The sequence below is a fragment of the Lactobacillus sp. ESL0680 genome (genome assembly GCF_029392855.1).
In the GTDB taxonomy this organism is placed as follows: domain Bacteria; phylum Bacillota; class Bacilli; order Lactobacillales; family Lactobacillaceae; genus Lactobacillus.
Genome location: NZ_CP113945.1, coordinates 582,956 through 607,265, shown reverse-complemented (window position 1 = coordinate 607,265; position 24,310 = coordinate 582,956). Strand labels below are relative to the sequence as shown.

The following is a 24,310-nucleotide window of genomic DNA, read 5'->3' as shown; positions in this document are numbered from 1 at the left end:
CTCCTTAAATCTGCTGCATCATCGCATACATAGGCAGCAGCAATTTTAGATACATCCCGATAATGCACAATCCAATCAAAATAAAGCAGACTGGCTGAACATTAACAATTAACTTTTCGATTTTACTAGTTAAGTCAGTAAACAAGGTTTGCCCAAGCAGCAGGCAACTCTTGCCCAAATCGCCCTTAGTTGATCCTGTCTCAAGTAAGATTACTAATTCGTTCGGTAAAAATATCTCCTGCTTAATAATTTGCGATAAGTTCTTGCCCTTAGCCAATTGCCGGTTTACCTTAACCCCAATAAATTGTTGCAGTGACCCTGGTTCCTGATTAGCCGCATACTGACACATCTTTTGCAGTGAAAAGCCACTGGCAACCAGCAAGCCAATATCATAAACCAGTAAATAATTGACGTATAATTTGACCGCCGAGCCAATAATGGGGTAATGTACTAATCTTTTTAGCGAATGATAATCTTGTTTGCGCAAAAGTGTTAAAACCTGCGTAAAATAATATAAAAACAATAGACCTAGGCCTAATAAACCAACCAGCATCACATCTCCCGTATGCTCATTAGAAGACGCAAACTGGTTTGAGACAAAAGTCTGCATAAAGACAAGCAGACTTATCATCATTACAGCTAGCACGATTGGGTAGGACATTTCTGTTTTTAACTTTTTAATTTGTTCATTTTTTAAACGATTTAAGGTAGCCAGCTGTGATAAGCAATCAGGCAAATTTCCTTGCTCCATTGCCAGGTCAACTTGCGCCGCAATTGTTTTGCTAAAACCTAAATGCCACATTTCCTGACCCAAATCAGCGCCTAAAGTCATTCTTTGGTTCAAGCTAGCTAATACTTTCCGGCGTTTGGGCCATAAAATTGGCATTAATTCCAAACTTGTATTAAGAGCAAAACCATTAGCAAGACTATTTTGTAAATAATCAAGAAACGCCAGTTGTTCTTGTCCCGTCAGCTTATCCTTCTTGAAATTGTTCATATATCGGCGTACTAATTTCACCTCGCTGCTTTAATTTCATTAAATTATCTGCCCAACTTACAAAATTACCACGCTGCCTTTGACGGATACTGTCTTGCAGAACTTGTCCGCTGGCAATATCAAGTAAGCATGAAAAACCGGTTTTGGTCGGGAGCAACCGCTGATAAGAAACGGCAGTTAGGCAGTTACTCAACTCATTTTGATTAATCTGCAGGCTTTCTAATCGGGAAATTGTCTGCAATGTACTCTTAGCATGAACAGTTGCAAAAACTAGGTGCCCACTCAATGCAGCATCAACTGCTAGTCGTGCTGTTTGGGCATTACGAATTTCCCCAATAATTAGAATATCGGGCCGGTGGCGTAAGGCTGCCTCCAATAAACGAGCATAACTAATCTCCGCTTCATCATTAACCTGCGTCTGCAAAAAGGCTGGTTGGTGAATTTCAACAGGATCTTCAATTGTCATCACCATTTGCTTTTGACCAACAGCTTGCGCCAATTTATACATCGTAGTCGTCTTACCAGAACCAGTTGGTCCACTAGTAACAACCAATCCGCGCCTTTTTGTTAAGCTTTTTAATTGTTCGATTTGCTCAGGCAAAAAATACTGTCCTGCCTGTACCTGATAAATAATTCGCAATACCAAAGATTCACAACCAGCAAAGTCGCCAACACTCGATAAACGCAAATAATATTTTTCGTCCTGATAATCATACGTTAATGCGCCAACTTGTGGTCGACGGTGTTCCGCAATATCCATTTGCGCACCGTATTTGAGGTAGTTAATAATCTCCTTGCCTTCATTCAGAGTAAATTTTGCCTGCTCATTAATGCCTGTTATTGTCCGCGAATTAACCAGCATTTCTTGACCACGTACCAAAAAGAACATGTCACTGGCATGATTAGCAATTGCTTCTTCAATCAAACAGGTAACTGTTTCTTTAATCCGCATAAAAAACCTCCTTTGCGTGTGCTCTAAATCTACATACGCAAAAGAGTTTGAAATTTTTTTGTAAACAAAAAATCACTCAAAAAATTGAGTGATTAATTATTATTCTATAGCTGTACTAGTCTTCATCAGCAGCGGCAGTATAAACATTTTGTACATCGTCATCGTCTTCTAAGGCGTCAACAAGGTTAGCAAATTGTTCTTTTTTGTCTTCTGGGACTGGTGTAGTATTCTCAGGAATCATCGTTAACTCAGCGTTAGCAAGCTTGTAGCCTGCCTTTTCCAAGGCATCACGAACTTGTGCCAATTGCTTAGGATCAGTATAAATCTCGTAAGCTTCATCGCTTGTTTGCAAATCATCGCCACCAGCATCCATGACATCAAGTAACATTTGATCTTCATCAGCATCGGTAGTTGTCCGGTCAATTGCAATATAACCTTTACGGTTGAACATGTAAGCAACTGAACCAGTAGCACCAAGTGAACCGCCATTACGCGTAAAAGCAACACGAACTGAAGAAGCAGTCCGGTTCTTGTTATCAGTCAAAGCTTCAACAAAGACAGCAACACCACCTGGTGCGTAACCTTCATAAGTAATCTCATCGTAATGCTCATCTGAATTACCGTCAGCCTTCTTGATTGCGCGGTCAATGTTAGCCTTAGGCATGTTGTTAGCATGAGCTTTATCCATTACCATCCGCAAGTTAGGATTCCCTGAGGGGTCAGGACCACCATTCTTTGCAGCCATATATATCTCACGAGATAGTTTTTGGAAAATTTTACCTCTCTTAGCGTCTTGCGCATTCTTGCGGCCTTGAATATTGTGCCATTTTGAATGTCCTGACATAAGAATCCTTCTTTCTTTATTTGTAGTTATTAACGATAATAATCTTAACTCACAGCAGCACAAAATTCAATACTAGCAGCAATTTCAGCTGATTTTTTACTAAAATTATCTTCAAAATAGATTATTTTAACATTATTCTAGCCAAATATCTTGATTTGGGTCTAGTCAGATAATGCAATAATGAGTAAAATAGAAAACGTTAATTATTTTTAAAGGAGATAATCTCAGTGGATGAAATAGGTTCAAACAAGAAATATATTTCGTGGCCGGTGTTAACTCTGATGGCCTTTTGTACTGTTATCGGCTTGGACGATATTATGTACAATTTTCAAAATCAGGGAATGCCCGTTGTCACTTCATGGATTATCATGTGTATTTTTTACGTGATTCCATATTCTTTAATGGTTGGTCAATTAGGATCAGTCTTCAATAAGGAAGGTGGTGGTCTGTCATCATGGGTCCGCGGGACAGATGGTGAATTTTTAGGCTACTTTACTGCCTGGACATACTGGGCAGCCTCAATTCCTTATGCAGTTGATTCAGCTAACACAATTATTGTCGATATTGGCTGGGCTGTTACCGGCTCTGGCAAATTTCAGGACCAAATTTCTAACAAAAACTTTGCGCTCATGACCTTTGCCATGTTTATTATCTTCATTATTATTGAGCATTACTTCTCACGTTCAATGGAAGTTTTGTCAACAATCGGCGGCGGCATGATGCTGATTATGACCTTCATGTTTGTCTTCTTGGCATTCGTTGGTCTAAGTAAATCCGGCGGTCACATGGCAACTACCAACTTCACTTGGCACTCACTTATTCCTAAATTTGACATGCATTACTGGACTACAATCGCCATGTTAATCTATGCTCTTAATGGTTGTGAATTAGTGGCACCATACGTTACCAAGATGAAGAAGCCTAAGTCTGACTTTCCAAAAGCCATGATTGCTTTGGCAATTATGACCATCTTCTTAACTGTCTTCGGTTCATTTGCACTTGGCATTTACTTCAATGCCAACCATATTCCAAATGACTTGAAGATGAACGGTGAGTACTACGTCTTTGACATGGTTGGTAGACAATATGGTTTAGGCAAGAGTCTGCTTTACTTATGGTCTTGGACTTCTGTCTTTTACAACGCTGCTCTGTTAGCTGTTTTATTAGACGCCATGACAAGAATGTTGATTTCTGATACCGGCGACAAGTACATGCCGAAGTTCTTACGCAAAAAGAATAAGAATGGTCTGCCAATCAATGGTTACATTCTAACTGTTGCCTTATCAGCATTCATTATGCTTCTTGGCATTTTCTTACCTAACATGAATGATATTTTCAATTGGTTATTAAACTTAAACGGGATTATTTCACCAGGTGTTACCTGCTGGATCTTCTATTCCTTCATGCGAATTAGAAAGAATTCCAAGAAATTCTCGTCTGACTATGTCTTTATCAAAAACGATAAGTTGGCCTATCTAGCAGGACTATTCTTACTAGTAGTTACTGCTGTCGCAACCATTTTGGGAATCGCCCCATTGGATGTTAAAGAATTCAGTAGTTATTGGTGGTACGAATTAATTATTAATATCGTCGCAATTGTTGTCCTCATTGGACTAGGCGTGATTTTGCCAAGTATTAGACGTCGCGAGGAAGAGTATGGAATTGCCTTCAGCCGCGACCAATGGATTACCATGTTCGTTCTAATTATTGGTTCAATTGTCCTTGACCTCTATCTTGGTGGTCAGAACCTCAGCAAGATAGACTTTGGTCAATTCAAATTAGGATTAAACATCGTCGTGATTGTTATTGAAGCCATCTTAGCAATTTTAATTTGTTGGTTAGTTGGCAGAAGAAAGCCAAGTAACGCAAGAAATTAATTAAATATTTTTAGAGCAGCCTCACAGCAATGTGGAGCTGTTTTTATTTGCAAAATAATTGTCGATATTAATTAAAATATTATCCCAAGTACTATATAATGACTTTAGGATACAATTAAGGAGCAGAACATGACAAAAATTCCATTTAAAGCAGTTGCCGTCGATATGGATGGTACCTTTGAAAATGACGAAAAGACGTTTGATCGGCAACGTTTTGACAAGATTCTAACTGAATTACGCAAGCATCATATCCACTTCATTGCGTCTAGCGGTCGCCCATTATCACGCCTGCAAAAAGATTTTCACGGCTTTTTGGACCGAATTGATATTGTTGCCGATAATGGCTCAATCTTAACGCAGGACAATCATATTATTTTGCGGCATGTTTTCACTTATCAGACAGGAATTAAACTAATCAGCTTTATCCAAGATAATTATCCAGCAACTGAAATTGCCGCCAGTGGTCTTGACCGTTCTTACATTAATAAACGTGCTAGCGTAAAATTTAAAAATGCCATGCATTTTTTCTATCCCAATGTTATTGAGATTAACGACTTAACCAAGCTGCCGACTAGTGACAATTTAACTAAACTTACCCTTAATTGTGATGCCCAGTTAGCCAGCGAACTCGAACTAAAGTTTAATCAAAATAGCAGTGAACGCATCCACTGCACGACAAGCGGATTTGATAATATTGACGTAATGCCCAATCGCGTTAATAAGGGTCAAGGGATTAAATATTTCTTGCGCTATTTCAACGTCAAGCCAGAAGAGCTAATTGCCTTTGGCGACGGCATGAACGACAAGGAAATGATTGAACTCGCCGGCTTTAGCTACGCCATGAAGAACGGCAACCCTAAGCTAAAAGAAATTGCCAAGTATGAGGCTCCAAGCAATAACGACATGGGTGTGTTGCAGGTTCTAGAGGAATATTTAAAATAAATTTTATTTGACTGCACTCCACTTATTCAAAAAGAAGGATTTCTTAATTTAAGAGATCCTTCTTTTTTATTGAGCTTGGTCAATATGACGTTTAATTTCTACTATTACAGGACCCTTAACATCGGCATATTCTTGAACAGTTGCCCAAGATTTTTGCGCCAGTTCTTGTTTGGTTCGCTGATACTTTAATCGATCAACTAGATTGTTACGCAGCCAATCGCGAAAAGCAAGTAAATTATGCGCTTCTTTGCTATTTGGTCAATATTTACCAAAAAATATCTAGTATAAAATTAAAACTATGCTATAATTTTTTCATAGACTTAATGTTATATCAACTGGTTCTTCAAATTAACCTGTAATCTTCTGATCGGTAATCACACCTTCCTTTTTAGTGATTGATCGTATTACAACTTAATTAATGGAGAATAATTTTTTTGGAAAATATATTATCAGTTAAACACTTAAAAAAGACTTATGAAAACGGCCAACAAACATTTAATGCTCTTGTTGACGTTTCTTTTACAATTGCTAAGGGTGAAATTGTCTCGCTCTTAGGACCAAACGGTGCTGGCAAAACCACTACCGTATCAATTATTGGCGGCTACTTGATCCCTACTTCTGGACAAGTCTTTGTCAACGGTCAAGAAGTCACTACTGCAAAAAGACGACCCCGAATGGGCGTTTCCTTTGGTGGTGAATTAGGCTTTTATCGTAATGCTACTGCTAAACAAAACTTAGCATTCTTTGCCGACTTAGCCAAAATTCCCTATCGTCAGCAAAAAGCTGAAATTGAACGCGTTTTAGAAATTGTCGCTTTAAAAAATGTCGCTAACAAAAAAATTGGTACATTTTCAAAAGGTATGACCCAAAGACTGCACATTGCTCGCGCACTCTTAGGGCAGCCTGATTTATTACTGCTTGATGAACCAACAAGTGGTCTTGATGTTGAAATTGCCAAAAGCATTCGGGACACAATTAAATATCTAGCAAGTAATGGCATTAGCATCTTACTAACCAGCCACACAATGACTGAAGTTGAGGCCTTAGCTGACCGCATCGTTCTACTTGGTAGTGGCAAAGTCTTTGCTACAGGTAGTGTTGACGACATTGTTAACTTGTCAAAGGTCGACCACATTGATCGGCCGGCAACGCTAGAAGAATCATATCTTGCCTTAGCACCACAGTTAAGGAGGAACTAACATGCGTTTTCTTCGTTTATTCCTCTTTCACGTTAAGGACTATCTGTCTGACCAATATTTTATTTGGTTGACAATTACCAGCACAACTGCGATATTTCTAATGCAATACACAATTGCCTATGCTCATCACAACCTAAATAATCCCATGTTGTGGCTCCAAAGCGGCATTTTTGGAATGTGGTCATCTTGTACAACCGTCGCTGGCTGTATCAGCTTTGAAAAATATAAGGGAACATTACCTTATTTATTAAACAACCAGTATGATGAACGTGCATCCCTAATCACACTGCTATTACCAGCTTCTGCCTACGGCTTGTTCGCCTTCCCACTCAGCTTTTTATTAGCAAAAATCCTTGGCATTGCTACCGGCAGCGTTAGTTTGCAATTAATCCTTACCATTGTTCTATTATGGCTCGGCGCGGCTACAATGGGCATCTTGATTGCCTCATTTTTAACCTTAACAACAGACGCAATGGTCTACGAAACTTTAATCGGAACACCCATTATCCTGTTAGCTGGCTTATTTGGCAGCGCCAAAATTCTGAAACCAATAACTAATTTTTCACAGTGGCTAATCCCAATTACTGCACCAATTGCAACGTTAACTAGACAAGCTGATTTTAATTGGTTGGCATACTGCTTTAGCCTCGGTCTATGGCTGTTGTTAATCGGTATTATTGTCCGAAGAGTCAACTTCTTGGCTAGAAAGAAAGGAGCTCTGAAGATTATCTAATGATTGCTACCCAATTTTCTTCACTATCTTTCTTACATAATTGGCGCACGAAACTAGTTTATTTTTTCCTGACGCCTCTAATCGATATGCTATTGTTAGTCCTAATTACCACGCAATACACTGGTAAATTTAATTGGACTGTTGGTATTGCCTCAATTGCGATTGACGCCGCACGATTATCATTGCAAACCATGAACGAATTACTAGTCAAGGATGCAAATTTGCGCATTGATGTTGAAATGGTTACTAAAAGACCATTCAGTCCACGTTATTGGCTCAGTAAAGCATTAGTTGCGCTACTTGTTGGCAGTCTACTTGCAATAATCAACTTTTTTCTAGCCTTTTGCTTAGGAGCGCCAATGGCAATTATTATTCGCGCCTTAGTAATGTTACCGATACTGTGCATTGATGGCATTATCTTAGGCTTTACTGCTTGGACTATTTCATGGCAGATGAATGATCCTTACTTTGCACAAAACCTGTTCAGCTCATTGATTGAACTTGTTTCTGGTATTTTGGTAATCATCACAGCCTATCCAACTTGGTTAGCCAAAATCGCCTTACTATTTCCATTTTATGGCCCAGTTAACTTAATTAAAACTGGACATGGTAATCTCGCAGCTGGTTATTTAATAATTATCATTTGGTTGCTAATTGGCCTAATCAGCTATATAATTCAGCTTAAACAGATTCGTCAAACCAAAGGACATTGGTACTAAAAATGATTAGACATGCAAAAATAACAGACAGTGCTGCCATTCAGAAAATAAATTGCGCGCAGTTGGGATATGATTATCCCTTGATTAAGACCCAAGCCAACATCAAGCGATTACTCGCTGACCACCACCACTTAATTTTAGTGGCAGAAGACGCTCACACAGGTAAAATCACAGGTTACATTCACGCGGAGCTTTATCAAGAAACTTACTTTGATCCCATGCTCAATATCATGGCTTTAGCTGTAGCCAAAGATGCCCAAAATCGCGGCATTGGTACTGAATTAATGACCGCAGTTGAAAAATATGCCCAACAGCACAAGATAACAGCTATCCGTTTAAATTCCAGTACTAGCCGAACCGAAGCACATCAGTTTTATGCTAAAATCGGCTATTCATTTGACAAAACCCAAAAACGCTTTTCAAAAAAGTTATAAGCAAAAAAGACACTTGGCAATTATGCTAAGTGTCTTTTACATGACTAAATTTTTGCTTTTCCTAACAAGACTGAACTAATAACTACCGATAATGAACTAAAAGCCATTGCCAGTCCAGCTAATTCCGGACTGAGTATTAGGCCAACGCCGGCAAATAACCCAGCCGCAATTGGTATTCCCAATACATTATAGATAAATGCCCAAAACAGATTGAGTTTAATGCGGTTAAAAGTTTTGCGGCTCAACTTTAATGCTCGTACAACATCCATTAGGTCATTTTTCACTAAGACAATACCACCAGCATCAATCGCGACATCAGTGCCAGAGCCCATTGCAATCCCAACATCGGCCTGTGTTAATGCAGGGGCATCATTAATGCCGTCACCAACAAAGGCAACTCTGTCTGTTTCCTGCAGTTTTTGAATCGCTGCTGCCTTTTCAGTTGGTAAAACACCGGCAATAACTTCATCAATCCCTACCTGCTGGGCAATTGCATGCGCTACTTGAGAATTATCGCCAGTCAACATGATGGTTTTTAGCCCTGCTGCTTTAAGCTGGGTAATTGCCTGACTACTGTTTTTCTTAGGTACATCTTGAATAGCAATCAGACCAATAATTTTATCAGCTAAGGCAACTACAATGACCGTCTTCGCTTCTTGTTCAAAAGTCATAATTTGTGCCGCAATATTAGGCGACATTATAGCGGACATCATTGCCTGACTGCCAACCATAGCCTCTTTACCAGCAATTGTGCCAGTCACACCTTTACCCTCGATTGCACGAAAGTTATCTACTAACTGTAATTGAACCTTGGCCTTTTTAGCAGCTTGTAAAACGGACGCAGCTAGCGGGTGTTCCGACAATTTTTCCAAACTAGCGGCAACTTCCAAAACCTGCTTATCGCCAATAATATCAGTTACTTGCGGTTGACCGGCGGTAATTGTGCCAGTTTTGTCAAATACAATTGTCGTTAGATTATTGGCAGCTTCCAGTACCTCACCATTTTTAATTAAAATGCCCTTTTTGGCACCTAAACCCGTGCCCACCATTAATGCTGTTGGTGTAGCCAAACCAAGAGCACATGGACAGGCAATAACTAGGACTGAAACGGCAAAAACTAAGGCTGTGCCGACGCTTTTGCCAAGTAACAGATACCAGATTAAAAAGGTGGCAATGGCAATTATTAAAACTGCGGGCACAAAAATATCGGCAACACGGTCAGTTAAATTTTGAATGGGTGCGTGACTATTCTGCGCCTTTTTCACAATTGCCACAATTTGCGCGAGCATTGTATCACGACCAACCTTTTGTGCCTTAAATTCAAAGGTACCATTCTGGTTGATTGTCGCACCAACCACTTGATCGCCTGGTTTTTTGCTGGTTGGCATGCTTTCACCCGTGACCATTGACTCATCAACATTGGACATGCCGGATACAACGACACCATCAACTGGTATCTTTTGCCCCGGTTTAACTTGGATTACATCACCCGCAATGACTTCAGCGATTGGCACTTGCACAAATTGACCATCCCGTTTAACAAGCGCGTCCTTTGCTTGCAAATTAGCCAACTTGCCAATCGCGTCCGAAGCGTTACTGCGCATTTTTGCTTCCAATACTTGCCCGAGCAGCACAAAGGTAATCACAAAGGCCGCACTTTCAAAGAAAACTGGCTGCTGCTTAAACATGGCATAGATGCTATAAAGATATGCGGTCAATGTTCCTAACGCAACCAGAGTGTCCATATTAGCGTGATGCTTTTTAAATGATGCCCAGGCACTGCTAATGAATGGCCCTGCAGAAATCAACATGATTAATGTTGTCAAAACTAACATGGTCCATTTGTCACCAGGAAGCATCCAACCAGTTAACGGTTGAAGTACCATCTCGACTAGCATTGGCAAAGACAGAACTAACGCCGTCCAAAAGCGCGTCGTAATTTTCATTTAATAGCCCCTACTTAACAATCACTTGACCGTGGAACATATTCATACTGCACGCCCAGTCATAAACACCAGACTTAGACGTGTCAATCTTGACTTCTTCAACTTGACCTTGAGGTAGTTTTTGATCGATTCCTAAATCAGAAAAAACAACATGGTCAAGACAAGTTGATGCATCTGTACGCTTAAACTTCAACGTTGCTGGCACGCCTTTTTTAAGGACAACTCGTTCAGGCGAATAACCACCCTTAACTTCAATGTCCACACTCTGGTGGTCATGATTAACTGCAGCTTGTTCTGCCTGAACCTGATGCTTACCAAAGAACCACCATGCAATAAAACCGATTAGTACAATACCTACTAGAAAAATAATAATTTTAGTCATATTTTTTACCTCATTAATCATTGTCTACATTTGTAAACTATGGCTAGTATATATTTTAAATTTACATTTGTAAACATTAATGCTTTTTTGCCAAAAAAATACTCGCTAAACTTAATTAGCGAGTTACACCCTTAGTCTGCATCAACGCGGTTAAGCCACATTGCAAGTGACTTGTCAGCTGGTTGACTGCCAATTTCAGCCAAGATGTGCTTGAGCTGGGTACGACTGTTGGGTACATTGGTCAACACCAAGTTCAAATATTCAGCAAGCGACAAGCCCAGTTTATCAATTTTCAATTGGGCATTAGTGAGTGCGCTATTATCCATATTTACTGAAATTAATTGCTCATTCATTTTGATTTCTTCCATGCTAATCTTTTCCCTCCAAGTTTCGACTGCAAAAAAACATTTTAAGCAAAACATGTTGTTATTGCAAGGTTTTTGCGTTTTACAGAACAGTTTATGCTATATTAATATTAGAAAGTAAAAACACAGTTCGGCTGGTAGTCCGGACGTGACCGTACGCGGTCATCAGTAACCTGCCTCCTTGGTTGTCCATCTTTCTTAATTTTTTAAGGAGGATGATGTATATTTTGCCAAACTTCAAAATTGAAGCGCCATCCTATCTAGACTAAACTAGTAATAGTTAATTAAAATTATTCAAGGAGAATTAATATGAAAATATTTGTAATCGGCGCAACCGGTATGGCTGGTTCTGCTTTTGTCAAAGAAGCAGCTAAAAATGGTCTTGAAGTTATTGCTAATGGTCGTTCAGAAGACAAGTTAGCTAAGTTAAAATCTGAAGTTCCAAGTATTCAGACTTTAGCGCAAGATGCCTTTACTTTAACTAAAGACGATTTCGCTGACTGTGATGCAATTGTTGATGCCTTTTCAACGGATCCGGCTCAAGCATACCGTCACACTGACCTAGCAGCTCACTTGATCTATTTGTTCAGAGAAACTACTAGTCCGCGATTGGCATTCATTCTTGGTGCTGGCAGCTTAATTACTGGAGCTGACCACCACCGCGTCTTACAGGATATTGAGCAAGATGAATCAACTAAACCATGGCGCAACACCCCAAAGAACCAATACTTTGAGTACCAATTCTTGCAAAATGTCGATAATGTTGATTGGTTCGGTGTTTCGCCAGCTAACTTACTCGTTCCGGGTGAAAAGGCTGCTAACATTCTTTATGGCAAGGACGAATTGCTATATAACGAGCAAGGTGAATCAGTTACTACTGCCGGAACTATGGCCACTGCTTTAGTTCAAGAGCTTTTAACACCTAAGCACCATCAAGAACGATTTACTGTTGCTAATGGCTAAAATATAAAAAATGCTCCATATTGTTAGAGATCAAACTAACAGTCAGGAGCATTTTTTGTATAATTTAATATTTGATTTAAAGGCACTAAAAAATACACGACTCTAATAAAATATTGAAATCGTGCATTAATTAATTTTTATAAACGTACATCTTCAACTTGCTGCTTGAAAAATAAATTTATTAATTTGAAAAAGACAAACCCTATTAGAGCTCCCAAAGTATTAAGTAATAAGTCATTAACATCAAAAATTCTATTTCCAAGATAGAAAAAGCTTAGAATTAATTGCACACTTTCAATTAGTAATGAGCTTAAAAGCATTAGCCAAAGATTATGCCATAATCTAGAATATTTATCTTTAAATACAGCTGCAAAAAACGACAATGGCGCAAGCAGTACAATATTACCTATTAACTGTAATGGCAAATAATTTTCTAATAAGTTGAACCTTAAATTGATAAATAGCTGTTTACCAAACTTTAACTTAGCTGGTAACGAGTTATCCAAAAACAAAGGTATTGGGAAAATTGTAACATCTAGTAATACCCATAAATAAATTAAAAACAATCCACTTAGTAATATTCTTTTCCAATTACGTTTTTGACTTTTAAATTGTCGAATTGCAATTATGATAAAAATAATCAAAAATATCGGCAATAATATCGTTCCATTTATTTCTATTGGAGCTGCGTACCATTTTCCTGAAATATAAACCATTATTCTCCTTCTTCGCTTTCAGATAATGATACAAATTATAACCCAATATACAGCAAAAAACTGCTTGATTTTCATCAAACAGTTTTTGCTTACCCTAATTTATCTAAAAATTAGCCGTTTTAACATAAGTCTTATCGCCAACAATATAGTATGACGTACCATGAAGTGTGACGGGATCACCATAAACGGTAACTGCCTTGCCTTGCTTCAAAGTCTTTTGGTTAGCACGAGTACCATATCTGTTATAAACATATGCATTATGCTTCAGATTAATCTTAGTACCAGTAATATTTTCAACCGCAATGTAGCCTCTATTCGTCTTATAGAAGTTTCTACCAGCAATACTGTGTACCGTCTGGTCAATCTTAACCCGCGTGCCAGCATTCAGGATAATGCCATTAGCCCGCTTGCCGTTTTCATCATACAGATAAGAATTGTGCATTACTCGATCCTTAGTTATATCAACTGCAATTTCTTGGACAGGTGTCAGATCGCGACTTGGCTTCTTAAAGTTAGTAGCTCTTAAGAAGTAACCCTTATCGGTCTTATAGAACTTCTTACCTCGAATATTAATTGGCTCACCATAAGTCTTAACGGTCTTACCACGCTTAAAGACCTTCTTCGTAATCCGCTTGCCATATTTGTTATACAGATAGGCATTGTGGATCAACTTTTGCTTATTACTTAGAACATTTCCAGTTGCCAAGTAATAATTATCATCCAAGATATAGAAGTCTCTACCGGCAATTGTCTTGATGCCATATACAGGAACTACAGAACCCGTCTTAAAGACCACTTCATTAATTCGTTGACCTGTTTCATCATAAAGGTAGGCATTGTGGTGCAAAGTTACACTTTCACCTTGCTTAGCACCAATTATTACCGAAACTGGAACTACAACACTAGTGCCATTAGGTAAAGTTACTAGTACTGAAGCTGAAACAGTCTTACCAGCAACTGATGTATCTGGAGCTTGATGCCACTTATAAGTAGTACCAGTTGGTAAGCTTGCCGAATTCCCAATTGCTTGTTCAGCATATTTATTATCTTGACCTAAGTCTGTTCCTTGCGGAATTGTGACACTACCACCAATTGGCTGTGAATTATCACTTGGCGTTTGGGAATTGCCTGAACCACCAGGATTACCAGCGTCGTTAGTAACGTTCAACGGTACTTTAACTACTTGCTTTGTACCATCACCGTAGTTAACTACAACGTAAGCATCTTTAGAACCTAAGTTACTTGTATCAATTGTACCTGTGCCATCTGATCTGCTTGCCCAAGTAAAGGTTGCATTCGGATATTCTCGCAGTAAGTCTGCAACATTCAATTCTTGCCCTAATGCAGCTTTAGCTTGCTCTGACGTCGGTTGCGTGCCAGGTGTCACTTCTGTATTAGTTGTCACACCGGCAACATCAAGATGTTGAACACCAATAATATTTGCTTTCACGGTTACTGGATCACTAATTGAACCGTCCATATAATGAACAATAACTTGTACATTTTGCTCACCAGGCACACTTGATCCCGCAGCAGCCCAAGTTAAGAAATCTACTTGATCCCAGTTAACACCAGTAATGACCTGTTTCATCTTTTCCTTGTCATTCTTAAAGTATGCTGGTGTCTTGGCCACCGGGTTACCCGTTGCAGAATCATGAACAAGGTGTGTCAATATTGGGTTCGTTGCGTTTACAGCTGCAGCAACCGGATGGTTCTCCTTGGCATTTGTCTCATCAACATTCAGGCTAACTTCAACAATCTGCTTAGTACCATCACCATAATCCACTACAACATAAGCAGTTTGAGTACCTTTAATACTTGTATCAATTGTACCAGTACCATCACTATTCTTAGCCCATGAATACTTAATGTTTGGATACTGACCATCTAGCTTAACTACACCGGCTATCTCTAAGGCTTTTCTAGCCTCAGCTTCCGTTGGTGTACTATCTACTTCAACAGTTGTTAGACCGGCTGACTTTTCAGCGCCAAGTACATTAACCGTTAACTTAAATGGTGCACTGGTTGATCCATCCTTATAATGAGCAACTACTTCAATTTGTTGACCATCACCAATCGTATCTGGCTGTGCTCCAGCCCAGCTTAAATGATCGATCTTGACAGTTGAATCGTTATCACCTGTGATCTTGATGTTCTCTTTAATCCAAGCTGGATTAGTAAATTCAGGAACATTAACTTCATTATGCAAACCATCAGCAATATGCGTCGTGATTGGCACTGCCTGTGTTACATCAAGGTTACCTTCATTGGTATCAGCCTGTGACTTAATACTCAAGTCAACTTGAACAATCTGAGTCGTACCGTCACCATAATCAACAACAACGTAAGGCTGTGAGTCGCCAACAGTATTTGTATTAATTGTTCCTGTACCGTCAGCATTAGCTGCCCAACTAAACTTAGCGTTTGGATACTTAGCTATAATCTTGGCATTCTCAGTTGGATCAAGAGCTGCCTCAGCATCATTAGCTGACAGGTTGTCACCTGCTGCAATAACTGTTGGTGTGTCTGTCTTCTTAGCACTCAGCACATTAACGTTAATTGAGAAAGCATCACTGACTGAATTATCTTTATAATGAGCAATTACATCAAATTGCTGGTTATCACCGACAGTTGTTGGGGCATCATTAGACCAAGTCAAATTATCAACTACGCTACTAAGGTCAGCAACACCTGGAATTTGCATGAAAGCACCCATTTTTGATGGATCAGTGAATTCCGGCGGCATCACAACACCGTTAGTTGACATATGTGTTGTAACCGACCCACCATTTGTTTCTGGATGATAAGTAGCTCCAGAAGTTGGTTCTTCATTAACTGTTAGGTCCACTTGAACAGCTTCCTTGGTACCATCACTGTAATCAATAATGACATATGGTTGCTGCGAACCACTATGACTAATATCAACTGTACCGGTACCATCACTATTTGCGGCCCACGAATATGTCGCATTTGGATATTTAGCATCAGTAGCCAGCAAATCGTCACGATCCAAAGCTGCCTTTGCCCGTGCCTCATTCAACTTACTACTATCATTGCTTACAGTAATTGTAGTTGGTGTATCTGACTTCTTATTGCCAATTACCTTAACATTAATGTCTCTAGTAACTGATGTACCATCATTAAAGGTAATCTTAATTTTACCTGTAATTTGGTCAATTGCACTAGCAACACTTGGTTGACCATCTGTTGCCCAACCAACACTAGCAATATTAGCATCTTCCGTATTATTCAAAAATGAGCTTGGATCGCTAAAATCAGCTGGCGTTTGTGCCGGATTATTGCCCACGTTAACTACGTGTAAGACAACATCTTTACTCTGGCTATAATCTAATTGTGAACTTTGTCTTGGCACTGTTAAAACTGATGCAACATCTTTTTCAGTACCATCGCGGAACTTAATATGAATAGTTTCAATATAAGTTCCCGGATTATCTACCTTACCATTTGTAATGTTAACTGGTGTGACAAATGCAGCTACTGCATCACTTGGCAGGTCATTCACCATCTCGGCAGCGGTAACTGTTGCTCCTGGCTGCTTAGTAATCGTCTTACCAGTAACTGAATCAGCATGCTTTTCACCATCAGAAATTACTCTGACATAACCGGTCACAATCTTAACTGAGCCGTCATTAAAGGTTAACTTAACTTGCGACTGCTTTAAGCCTACTGTCTTAGTTATTTGCAGAGCAACATTAGGATCGACCCATTCAGCAGTTGGATTGCCAGTAAGTTCAGTAAAGTTATCAATTACACTAGGCGCATTAACCTTACTGTTGATATTAACTCTAACCGTCTTCACATGCGGATTATTCTTCTGCGCTTGAGTTGATGTGGCTGTTGGCACCTGATTAACAATAACTTGTGTTGGTACTTCATCGGTTGAGCCATCTGCATAGGTAATCTTAATCTTGTTTAAAGTTACACCAGCGGTACTACTAGACGGTACAGTTTCATATTCAAAACTAGTTGCGTTAGTTAAGTCAGCACTGTTAATCACGGCATCTTTTGCATCCGGAATTGGATCGCCAACGTTGACGCAAACATTTCTAGCTCTTGAACGTGAAGCTGAATGAGCATCACTAATAACATCAACAACTACTGGGACATTATTAGTTGTGCCGTCTGGATAAGTTACTTGAACAACAGCGGCTTGGACGCCCAATCTGTTTAAATCATTAACAACTGGTGCTGTCTGCCATGCAAAAGTTGTACCTTCTGGTAGACTGTCAGCGTTAGAAATTGCAGCCTTGGCTTGGTCATTAGTTGCTGCTGATCCAGCTGCATAATGAATATCCGTTCTTTGCCCCAATGGGTCATTAGCTTGTGTCGGGTTAGCATTGCCTACAATCACTGGCACAGCAACATAATCAGCTGAACCGTCTGGATAAGTTACTTGAACTGTTCCAACCGCCGAACCTTCATGCGACAAGTCAGGAGCATTAAGCCACGCATAAGTAGTACCATTTGGCAAATTAGTATTATTAGCAATTGAAGTCTGAGCATCAGGTATTGTCCCATTTAGAGCAGCTGTCTGAGTGATACCTTCTGGCATTTCTTTTGAAGCCGTATCGTAAACATTAATTAAAACTGGAATACGATCAGTTGAACCGTCGGCATAAGTCACATCAACCCATGATGGTTTGTCACCAGTTGTTGAAGTATCAACTGGGCTTTCCCATGCAAAGGTTGCATCTGCTGGGAATGCAGCTGGCTTATAAAGTGCATCCTTAGCAGCTGCATCATCCATTGGTGTTCCTTTGGCAACAGATACTCCTCTAGAATTTTGACCAGAACCAGCTAATTGACCATGATACAAACCATTTTCTTGTTTGTTAATCGTCACATCAACTGGTACAATCTGCTGACCATCAATGTTATCCGGTGTATGAGCAGCACCTTTCTTATAGTAGGTTAAAACAACATAGCCCGGAACTGTCTTAGTTGGCTGTTGTTCACTATAAGTGACGTAGCTATTATCCATCGCCGTTCCTTGGTTATCCTTAGCCCATGAATAATCAACATCATAGCCCGCATCACTTAGATCACTAGTTAGTGCCGGCTCATCTTTAAGCGCTTCTTTAGCCTGATCGACTGTTGGCAATACCCCATTAGGTGTTGTAGTTGACTGATTGTCTGCTTTTTCACCGCCAAGGACGTTGACCTTAACATCATCAATTTCTTTAGTCGAACCGTCGCTAAAAGTTACCCGTAATTTAGCTGTCTTTTCACCAGTTGTACCATTAATAATATCGTTAACATTAGTATCATCATCCCAATCGACACTTGTTACGTTGGTCAAATCACCATCTAAGTAAATTCCCCATTTACTAGAATCACTAAATTCTGGTACCAATGGGTCATTCTTGCTTGGAATAGTAACCGCATGAACAGCCACTGGACCTGCACCAGCTGTAATTCCGGAAGTTGTTGCCTGATCTTCACCCATAAAGACTTGGGCTGGAACCAGCTGTGTCCCGTCCGGTTGACCATCACGATAATAAGTTACTAAAACTTTAATATCATTAGTCTGACCGGATTGCAAATCTGCCGCGGTCAATGGGCCTGAGCCATCGGCTTTGTACCATTCATAGGTTGGATTAAAGCTGCTGGCATCACCATCAAAGGCAACAGCATCTTGGGCTTGAGCCAATGTTGGCATTTGTCCATGATCGACTGTTTGAACATCCCCAGATGATTTGGCCTTAACTAGCGTTAATGTTACCGGAATATCATCAGTCGTACCATCACCATAAGTTACCCGAATGACGGCATTCCCTAAGTTAGTGCTTTCTGTTCCAACTTGCGAGCCAACATCATTAATTAAATTACCGTCTTCATCTTTGACTAAACCACCAGCAATCAATTCACCATCAGCAGCCATTGCTTGATTTGGCAGCCAAGCAATACCAGTAATGGTCTTATTGCTTGGATCGATACTATCATCAAGCTGCAATAAATGAGCAATTGTTTGTGCAGAATCATCATGACTATCAACTGCATTCAGTCGATTTTGAGCAGCTCCGATACCACTAATTTGGCCAGCATTAATCGTCAAACCAGTTGAAGAAATATTATATCGACCAGCATCGGTCTTCTTCCAGCCATCATACAAGTCAGTTCCTAAAGCAAAGCCGGCAGAACCATTAAAGCCACCAGCACTTTGGATAACTGTTTGAAAATCTTCCTTGGTATTCAAATCTTGGAAGTTCTTGTTAGCCTTACCATCAGTTAAGATACTTGCCGGCAAAGTTGGATTAGCCAAAATTTGCATTTGTGCATCAGTCAAATTCGGATTAATAATATTGGCATTGTCAGAATCTTGAATAATCCACTTGTATTGGTCAACAATCAACCCCATCTTAGCACCCGAAATATCGGTTTCTGGGAAGTTAAAGTTGTTAACATCCCCTGTACCACTCTTTAATTCAAAAATTTTCGGCGTGTCAGCAACTAAGATAAGTTGGTTGTCCTCACCCGGATTAACTCCTGTGTCGGAAGCATTATTTTGAATATGAGTTGAGGAACCTTCAAATAATTCCAGTTTTAATGGATCAATTCCAGGATCAACGCGGTATAAAAAGTTAACTGTAGGATCAATCGTCAGATCAAAGGTTGAATTCTCTCCTACTTCAATTCTGGCGTTATCAATTGTTCCCGTACCACGCAGAGCACTCATCGTGTTTGCAATATGGGCTGTTACATGAGCATCATCTTCAATCAAGAAAATATCACAGATAAAACTAGTTGAAGTGCCGACAGTTGGCGCAAAATCGATTGTCACAGTAGAGCCTGTCGTTGCTGTTGGCTCGGCATAGTCGCTGAAGATATTGCCATCAGTGTTGTAGTTAAGCTGAACATCATTTTCGAATTTAATTAGCGCATCATAACTAACATTATCGCTTTCAACATGGTTCAACGTAACAGCCTTATCGTTATCGTAACCATAGAAATTAAACAGGGTTGGATCGTCATTTGGCTTCATCCCCATTAATTTAATATCATTGAACGTAATCCCGTATTCATAGATATCATCTTGAATAATATTAGAACCAATGTTCAAAGTATGATTATTACCATTAATTGTCTTGCTAATCGGGATTGTGTAAGTCTGATTACTGTCAGTTGCCGCAATGTCATCAGTGACATTAATCGTTTCAACAGTTTCACTATTTAACGCGTCTTTAAATTCGTCCCAAGTGCTAACATCTATTTCACTTGCTTGCGCAGTTGGTAATTGTTTACTAGCATTTGTTATATTATTTGGCTCTGTAGCAGTACCTGCAACAACTTCATTAGCATCTGTTGTACCCGGTTCTTCAGCTGGTTTAGCAGTTTCACTACTATTAGTATCACTAGCAGGTTCCTCTGGCTTCCCCTGCTCATTATCAGTTGAACTGTCCTTAGCGTCAGTATCAGCACTCTTTAAAAACGTGCTCAAGCCCGAATAAGTTGTCAAATTCGCTTTAGTCTTGTCACTTGTAGGCTCCTGCTTATCTTCGCTAACGGTAGTATTATTTTTGCTTGTCTGAACTTCTATATCAGGTTTAGATGAAGAAATGGTATCTGCCTTAGCAGTTTGCCCGTTCATTGCCATAAAGCTAAAGCCCAGCAAAACAGAGGCTGCACCTACAGATAATTTTCTAATTGAGAAGCGATCCTTTTTGGACTGCATCTCTGTCTTTCTTAATCTTTCCTTAAAATTATTTCTTCCTAGCATATTTCTACCTTCTTATATTAAAAAATATTTTTTGATAGTGCTTACATAATATATGGTAGACCCTAAAACTGCTTTGCACAAACACTATGCTTATATATAACAAAATAGACTATATTCAAATTTACTATGGTTACTAGCAAGTATATATTTACATAAATAATTAAATAACATTAGAAAAATCATTTAAATTTTAAGATATAAATAAAAGAAGCACTACTTAAAATAGAGTAGTGCTTCTTTCTGATAGATAAATATTGCTTTTAAAAATTAATTTATTTACAGTTAATATTATAATAATATACAGCAAGTTAATTTGTAAATCTTATATAATTTAACGCTTTTTCTGGTGCATTAATTCAACAACTACCTGTGAAAAAACGTAACCCAAAGCAATCGCCCCAGCCACCATGGCCACGTGAATTGTCTTTTGTACGGCAATCATCGGCGAGTGGTTAATCATCGCTGACAAAGCCTGGTAGCCGCTGGCTCCTGGCACTAGTGGCACCAAACCGCTGACAAACATTGTACTCGGCATTTTCTTTTTAACAGCGAAAATTATCCCGAGGCTGCCAACGACAAATGCCGCCACAAAGTTAGCTAAAATTGCACCCAAGCCAAACTCAAACATAAACCAGTAAACCAGCCAGCCAACACAAGCAATACTGCCCGATGTATTGAGGGCATTCTTTGGCAAATTGATAAAAAGGTCAAACATTATTGTTCCCAAGTAACTGAAAAGAACCTGAATTATAAAATGATAAAAAGTCATCCCATTTCTTCCTTTCCGCTACATGTAGTGCAGCACAACGCCAATCCCAAAGGCCAAGGCACTGAGCGTAATCAAGCATTCCATCATGCGTTCTAGTCCCGACAGCAGATTACCTTCGAAAATATCACGCACGGAAATAATCATTGGTATTCCGGGTACTGGCGGCATAATTGCCCCGATAATAATATTTTGAACATTAAATCCTAAATGAAAATGAACCCCAATAACAGTACATAGACCAATTGCCAGCGCACCAAAAAATTCACTGATAAAACGAATGCGCACACGTGATGACAAGAACGATGTCACATAGTAGCCTAATGCTCCTGCAACAAACGCTAGCGGAAAATCGCGCCAGTCATAAGTTTGCGTGAAGATAAACATAAAAAAAGCACCTTCAAAGCCGGCCGCAATTGTTTGTACCCAGATTGGAAATTGCGGTTTGGCAGTTTGAACCTTATTCAGACCATCTTCAAACTCGTCAAGAGTAATCTTATCGGCAGTATACTGACGCGATAACCGATTAACACCATTAATCCGCGCCATATTAATTCCCCGTTTTTCAATTTGAATAAAACGTGTGTAAGACGCATTTTTTAAGCTAACCATCACCCCTGTCAAACTGGTAAAGGCTTCTGCCTTACTGCTAGCAGCATGGTCAATAATCCGCTTAGTTGTGTCCTCAACACGCCACATTTCCGAACCAGACTCGATTAAAATTTTAGCGGCTAATACGCCAACATCAATTGCCTTGTTTTCCATTTTCATCACCTTTACCAAGTTTAACAGACCTTGTATCCTTTTACAGCCCAAGATTAATCAAATAAGCAAATTTTACTACTTGACCACAAAAAAGGCAGCACTAACGATTACGTGCTGCCTTAATTTAATTAATTATTTACCAAAATTAGTAAAGATACCTTTATAAATATCAATAAAGTCTAAATACATTTGTTCAGAAACGTATTCATTATCTTGGTGCGGGGTGTTACTACCTGGGCCATAGACCAGATAAGCAAAGCCGTTAGGATGATTAATCAGGAATTTCGAACCATCAGTACCGCCAGAAACACCTTCGACTAAGAAGCCACCTTCGTGGTATTCAGTATTAGCCATTTGTGCCTCTTTTTGCATCAAGGCAAGTTGGTCAGCTGGTACCTTTTGCTTAGCAACATATGGCTGAGCGGCACCTTGAACAACTTTAAGTAGTTTGGAATCACGGTCACCAATAATTGGGATAATATCCATGTCAACTGACATTTTAATATGACCATTCGTTGAATTGTTATACTCGTCAATTACTTCTTGGAATGCTTGCAGAATCTTAGGATTAGCCAATTCTGGAATTGTCCGCAGGTTCAATTCAGCTTGCGCATAATTAGGAATTGCATTAACTTGGTTACCACCCTTAATTGTATCAATGTTAAAGACAGTTTCACCTAAGACATCATTCTTAACGCCATTAGTTAATTCCTTAATACACTTCTTAATGTTATCCAAAACGTTAAGTAGATGTTCAACTGCATTATTACCCAAAAATGGCATCGAACTGTGCGCGGTCTTTCCTTCTGAAGAAATTGTTAGGTCGAGCTCACCCTTATTAGCAAACACTGTTCTAAAGAAGCCTGATGGTTCACCAATTAATAGAGCATCGGCATCATCAATGTAACCTTGTGCTTGCAAAGCTTCAGCTCCTGGTTGACCAACTTCTTCACCAGCAGTTGCCAATAAACGAATTGTGCCTGGAATTTCAGCGCCACTTTCTTTTAACTCAATCATGGCAATCACGATTGCAGCTAGCCCCGCCTTCATATCAGTCGTGCCGCGGCCGTATAACTTGTCGCCTTCTTTAGTAATCTTAAATGGATCAGTCTTCCAATTGTCCTTGTTAATGTCAACTGTGTCCATGTGTCCAGAAATTACTAACACCGGCTTACCTGAACCAAGTTCGGCAACTAAGTTAGCACGATTAGCTTCACCTTCAAGTGGTAAAATCTTGTTCTCAATGCCTGCACCGTCAAGCAATTTCTTCAAATACTCAGCTACTGGCAATTCATCGCCATTAACTGAATGCAAGGCAATCAAATCTTCTAAAATTTGTAATTTTTGTTCTTGTTCCATGAAAGGTTCCTCCTGTAAGTTTATCGTTTAATTATAGTCTACTTTTCTATTAAAACACCTTTTATTGATTTTACAAGCATGTACGTGTCTGTTAAAAAAGTAATATTGTTTTAACTATATTTATTCTTCAACTTATTAATAAACTAAATATTAAAAAGCCGCACACCAAAATGTACGACTTTTTACATAACTATAATTCTTGATCTAGCTTAAGCAGAGCCTGTGTTACCTCATCACGCAGTTCTTTACCCAAAATCCGTTCAACACTTGCTTCTGAACGCTTAACATAAGCAGCCGCATCCCGCTCAATAACCTCTGCCTTGGGCGTTAAAGTAATTTCCTTCAAACGACTGTCGCGCTCATCAACCTTTTTAGTAATGAGATCCTTATGTTCCAGCAATTTCAAAATATTAGTTGCCGTTGATTTTCGAATATTGAATTCATGCTCAATATCCTTTTGATAAATCTTCTTTTCTTTGGGTACAGCACTCAAAAATTGAATAATCACCATTTGCGTACCAGTTAACCCAATTGTCCGTGCATAACGATCAACATTACGATTAAAGGTATTTTGTGCTCGCTGCAAAGCTAAACCAAAATTTTTTTTCATGAT

At 39.3% G+C, this 24,310-nt stretch carries 19 protein-coding genes; 7 read left to right on the top strand and 12 right to left on the bottom strand.

Annotated elements, in window-relative coordinates; genetic code table 11:
• Positions 1 to 4 precede the first annotated feature (4 nt).
• From OZX58_RS02940 to OZX58_RS02930, 3 genes are all read right to left on the bottom strand, one after another.
• The gene (locus OZX58_RS02940) at positions 5 to 997 is read right to left on the bottom strand and encodes a type II secretion system F family protein (protein WP_277141399.1); all 993 of its coding nucleotides are present in this window, start codon (positions 995 to 997) and stop codon (positions 5 to 7) included.
• A complete protein-coding gene (comGA, locus tag OZX58_RS02935) occupies positions 975 to 1,949 on the bottom strand; it encodes a competence type IV pilus ATPase ComGA (RefSeq protein ID WP_277141398.1) in 975 nt (324 codons plus the stop codon). The genes OZX58_RS02940 and comGA overlap by 23 nt, the downstream gene beginning before the upstream one ends.
• Before the next feature lie 115 nt (positions 1,950 to 2,064).
• Positions 2,065 to 2,793 (bottom strand): YebC/PmpR family DNA-binding transcriptional regulator, encoded by a 729-nt coding sequence (locus OZX58_RS02930; protein ID WP_277129920.1) that lies wholly within the window; start codon positions 2,791 to 2,793, stop codon positions 2,065 to 2,067.
• A 227-nt stretch (positions 2,794 to 3,020) separates the two neighbouring features.
• On the opposite strand from OZX58_RS02930, the gene OZX58_RS02925 reads away from it, so the two are divergent.
• The 6 genes from OZX58_RS02925 (at position 3,021) to OZX58_RS02900 (ending at position 8,697) form a co-directional block, all read left to right on the top strand.
• Positions 3,021 to 4,670, top strand: coding sequence for an amino acid permease (locus tag OZX58_RS02925; protein ID WP_277141397.1), 1,650 nt, complete (start codon positions 3,021 to 3,023; stop codon positions 4,668 to 4,670).
• A 129-nt stretch (positions 4,671 to 4,799) separates the two neighbouring features.
• Entirely contained in the window at positions 4,800 to 5,612 is an 813-nt protein-coding gene (locus OZX58_RS02920; RefSeq protein WP_277141396.1) for a Cof-type HAD-IIB family hydrolase, read from the top strand.
• Between the two features lie 434 nt (positions 5,613 to 6,046).
• Positions 6,047 to 6,811, top strand: coding sequence for an ABC transporter ATP-binding protein (locus tag OZX58_RS02915; RefSeq protein WP_277141395.1), 765 nt, complete (start codon positions 6,047 to 6,049; stop codon positions 6,809 to 6,811).
• A 1-nt stretch (position 6,812) separates the two neighbouring features.
• A complete protein-coding gene (locus OZX58_RS02910) occupies positions 6,813 to 7,544 on the top strand; it encodes an ABC transporter permease (RefSeq protein WP_277141394.1) in 732 nt (243 codons plus the stop codon).
• Entirely contained in the window at positions 7,544 to 8,263 is a 720-nt protein-coding gene (locus OZX58_RS02905) for an antibiotic transporter permease (protein WP_277141393.1), read from the top strand. The genes OZX58_RS02910 and OZX58_RS02905 overlap by 1 nt, the downstream gene beginning before the upstream one ends.
• A gap of 2 nt (positions 8,264 to 8,265) precedes the next feature.
• Positions 8,266 to 8,697: a GNAT family N-acetyltransferase gene (locus tag OZX58_RS02900; RefSeq protein ID WP_277141392.1), complete on the top strand. Its 432-nt coding sequence runs from the start codon at positions 8,266 to 8,268 to the stop codon at positions 8,695 to 8,697.
• 44 nt (positions 8,698 to 8,741) lie between these two features.
• On the opposite strand, the gene OZX58_RS02895 is transcribed toward OZX58_RS02900, so the two are convergent.
• The 3 genes from OZX58_RS02895 to OZX58_RS02885 form a co-directional block, all read right to left on the bottom strand.
• Entirely contained in the window at positions 8,742 to 10,643 is a 1,902-nt protein-coding gene (locus tag OZX58_RS02895) for a copper-translocating P-type ATPase (RefSeq protein WP_277141391.1), read from the bottom strand.
• A gap of 10 nt (positions 10,644 to 10,653) precedes the next feature.
• Positions 10,654 to 11,025 carry a cupredoxin domain-containing protein gene (locus tag OZX58_RS02890; protein ID WP_277141390.1) on the bottom strand — a complete coding sequence of 124 codons (372 nt, stop codon included), beginning with the start codon at positions 11,023 to 11,025 and terminating at the stop codon, positions 10,654 to 10,656.
• A 131-nt stretch (positions 11,026 to 11,156) separates the two neighbouring features.
• Complete coding sequence (locus tag OZX58_RS02885) at positions 11,157 to 11,393, bottom strand: hypothetical protein (protein WP_277129941.1); 237 nt, start codon at positions 11,391 to 11,393, stop codon at positions 11,157 to 11,159.
• A gap of 306 nt (positions 11,394 to 11,699) precedes the next feature.
• On the opposite strand from OZX58_RS02885, the gene OZX58_RS02880 reads away from it, so the two are divergent.
• Entirely contained in the window at positions 11,700 to 12,353 is a 654-nt protein-coding gene (locus tag OZX58_RS02880) for an NAD(P)H-binding protein (protein WP_277141389.1), read from the top strand.
• A 137-nt stretch (positions 12,354 to 12,490) separates the two neighbouring features.
• On the opposite strand, the gene OZX58_RS02875 is transcribed toward OZX58_RS02880, so the two are convergent.
• From OZX58_RS02875 to OZX58_RS02850, 6 genes are all read right to left on the bottom strand, one after another.
• Entirely contained in the window at positions 12,491 to 13,069 is a 579-nt protein-coding gene (locus tag OZX58_RS02875; protein WP_277129944.1) for a VanZ family protein, read from the bottom strand.
• 103 nt (positions 13,070 to 13,172) lie between these two features.
• Positions 13,173 to 20,807, bottom strand: coding sequence for a Rib/alpha-like domain-containing protein (locus OZX58_RS02870; protein WP_277141388.1), 7,635 nt, complete (start codon positions 20,805 to 20,807; stop codon positions 13,173 to 13,175).
• A 331-nt stretch (positions 20,808 to 21,138) separates the two neighbouring features.
• A complete protein-coding gene (locus tag OZX58_RS02865; RefSeq protein WP_277131524.1) occupies positions 21,139 to 21,576 on the bottom strand; it encodes a threonine/serine exporter family protein in 438 nt (145 codons plus the stop codon).
• Between the two features lie 18 nt (positions 21,577 to 21,594).
• Positions 21,595 to 22,338: a threonine/serine exporter family protein gene (locus tag OZX58_RS02860; RefSeq protein ID WP_277131526.1), complete on the bottom strand. Its 744-nt coding sequence runs from the start codon at positions 22,336 to 22,338 to the stop codon at positions 21,595 to 21,597.
• Between the two features lie 132 nt (positions 22,339 to 22,470).
• Positions 22,471 to 23,697: an ArgE/DapE family deacylase gene (locus OZX58_RS02855; protein ID WP_277141387.1), complete on the bottom strand. Its 1,227-nt coding sequence runs from the start codon at positions 23,695 to 23,697 to the stop codon at positions 22,471 to 22,473.
• A 190-nt stretch (positions 23,698 to 23,887) separates the two neighbouring features.
• A complete protein-coding gene (locus OZX58_RS02850) occupies positions 23,888 to 24,307 on the bottom strand; it encodes a MarR family winged helix-turn-helix transcriptional regulator (protein WP_277131530.1) in 420 nt (139 codons plus the stop codon).
• Between the last annotated feature and the right edge of the window lie 3 nt (positions 24,308 to 24,310).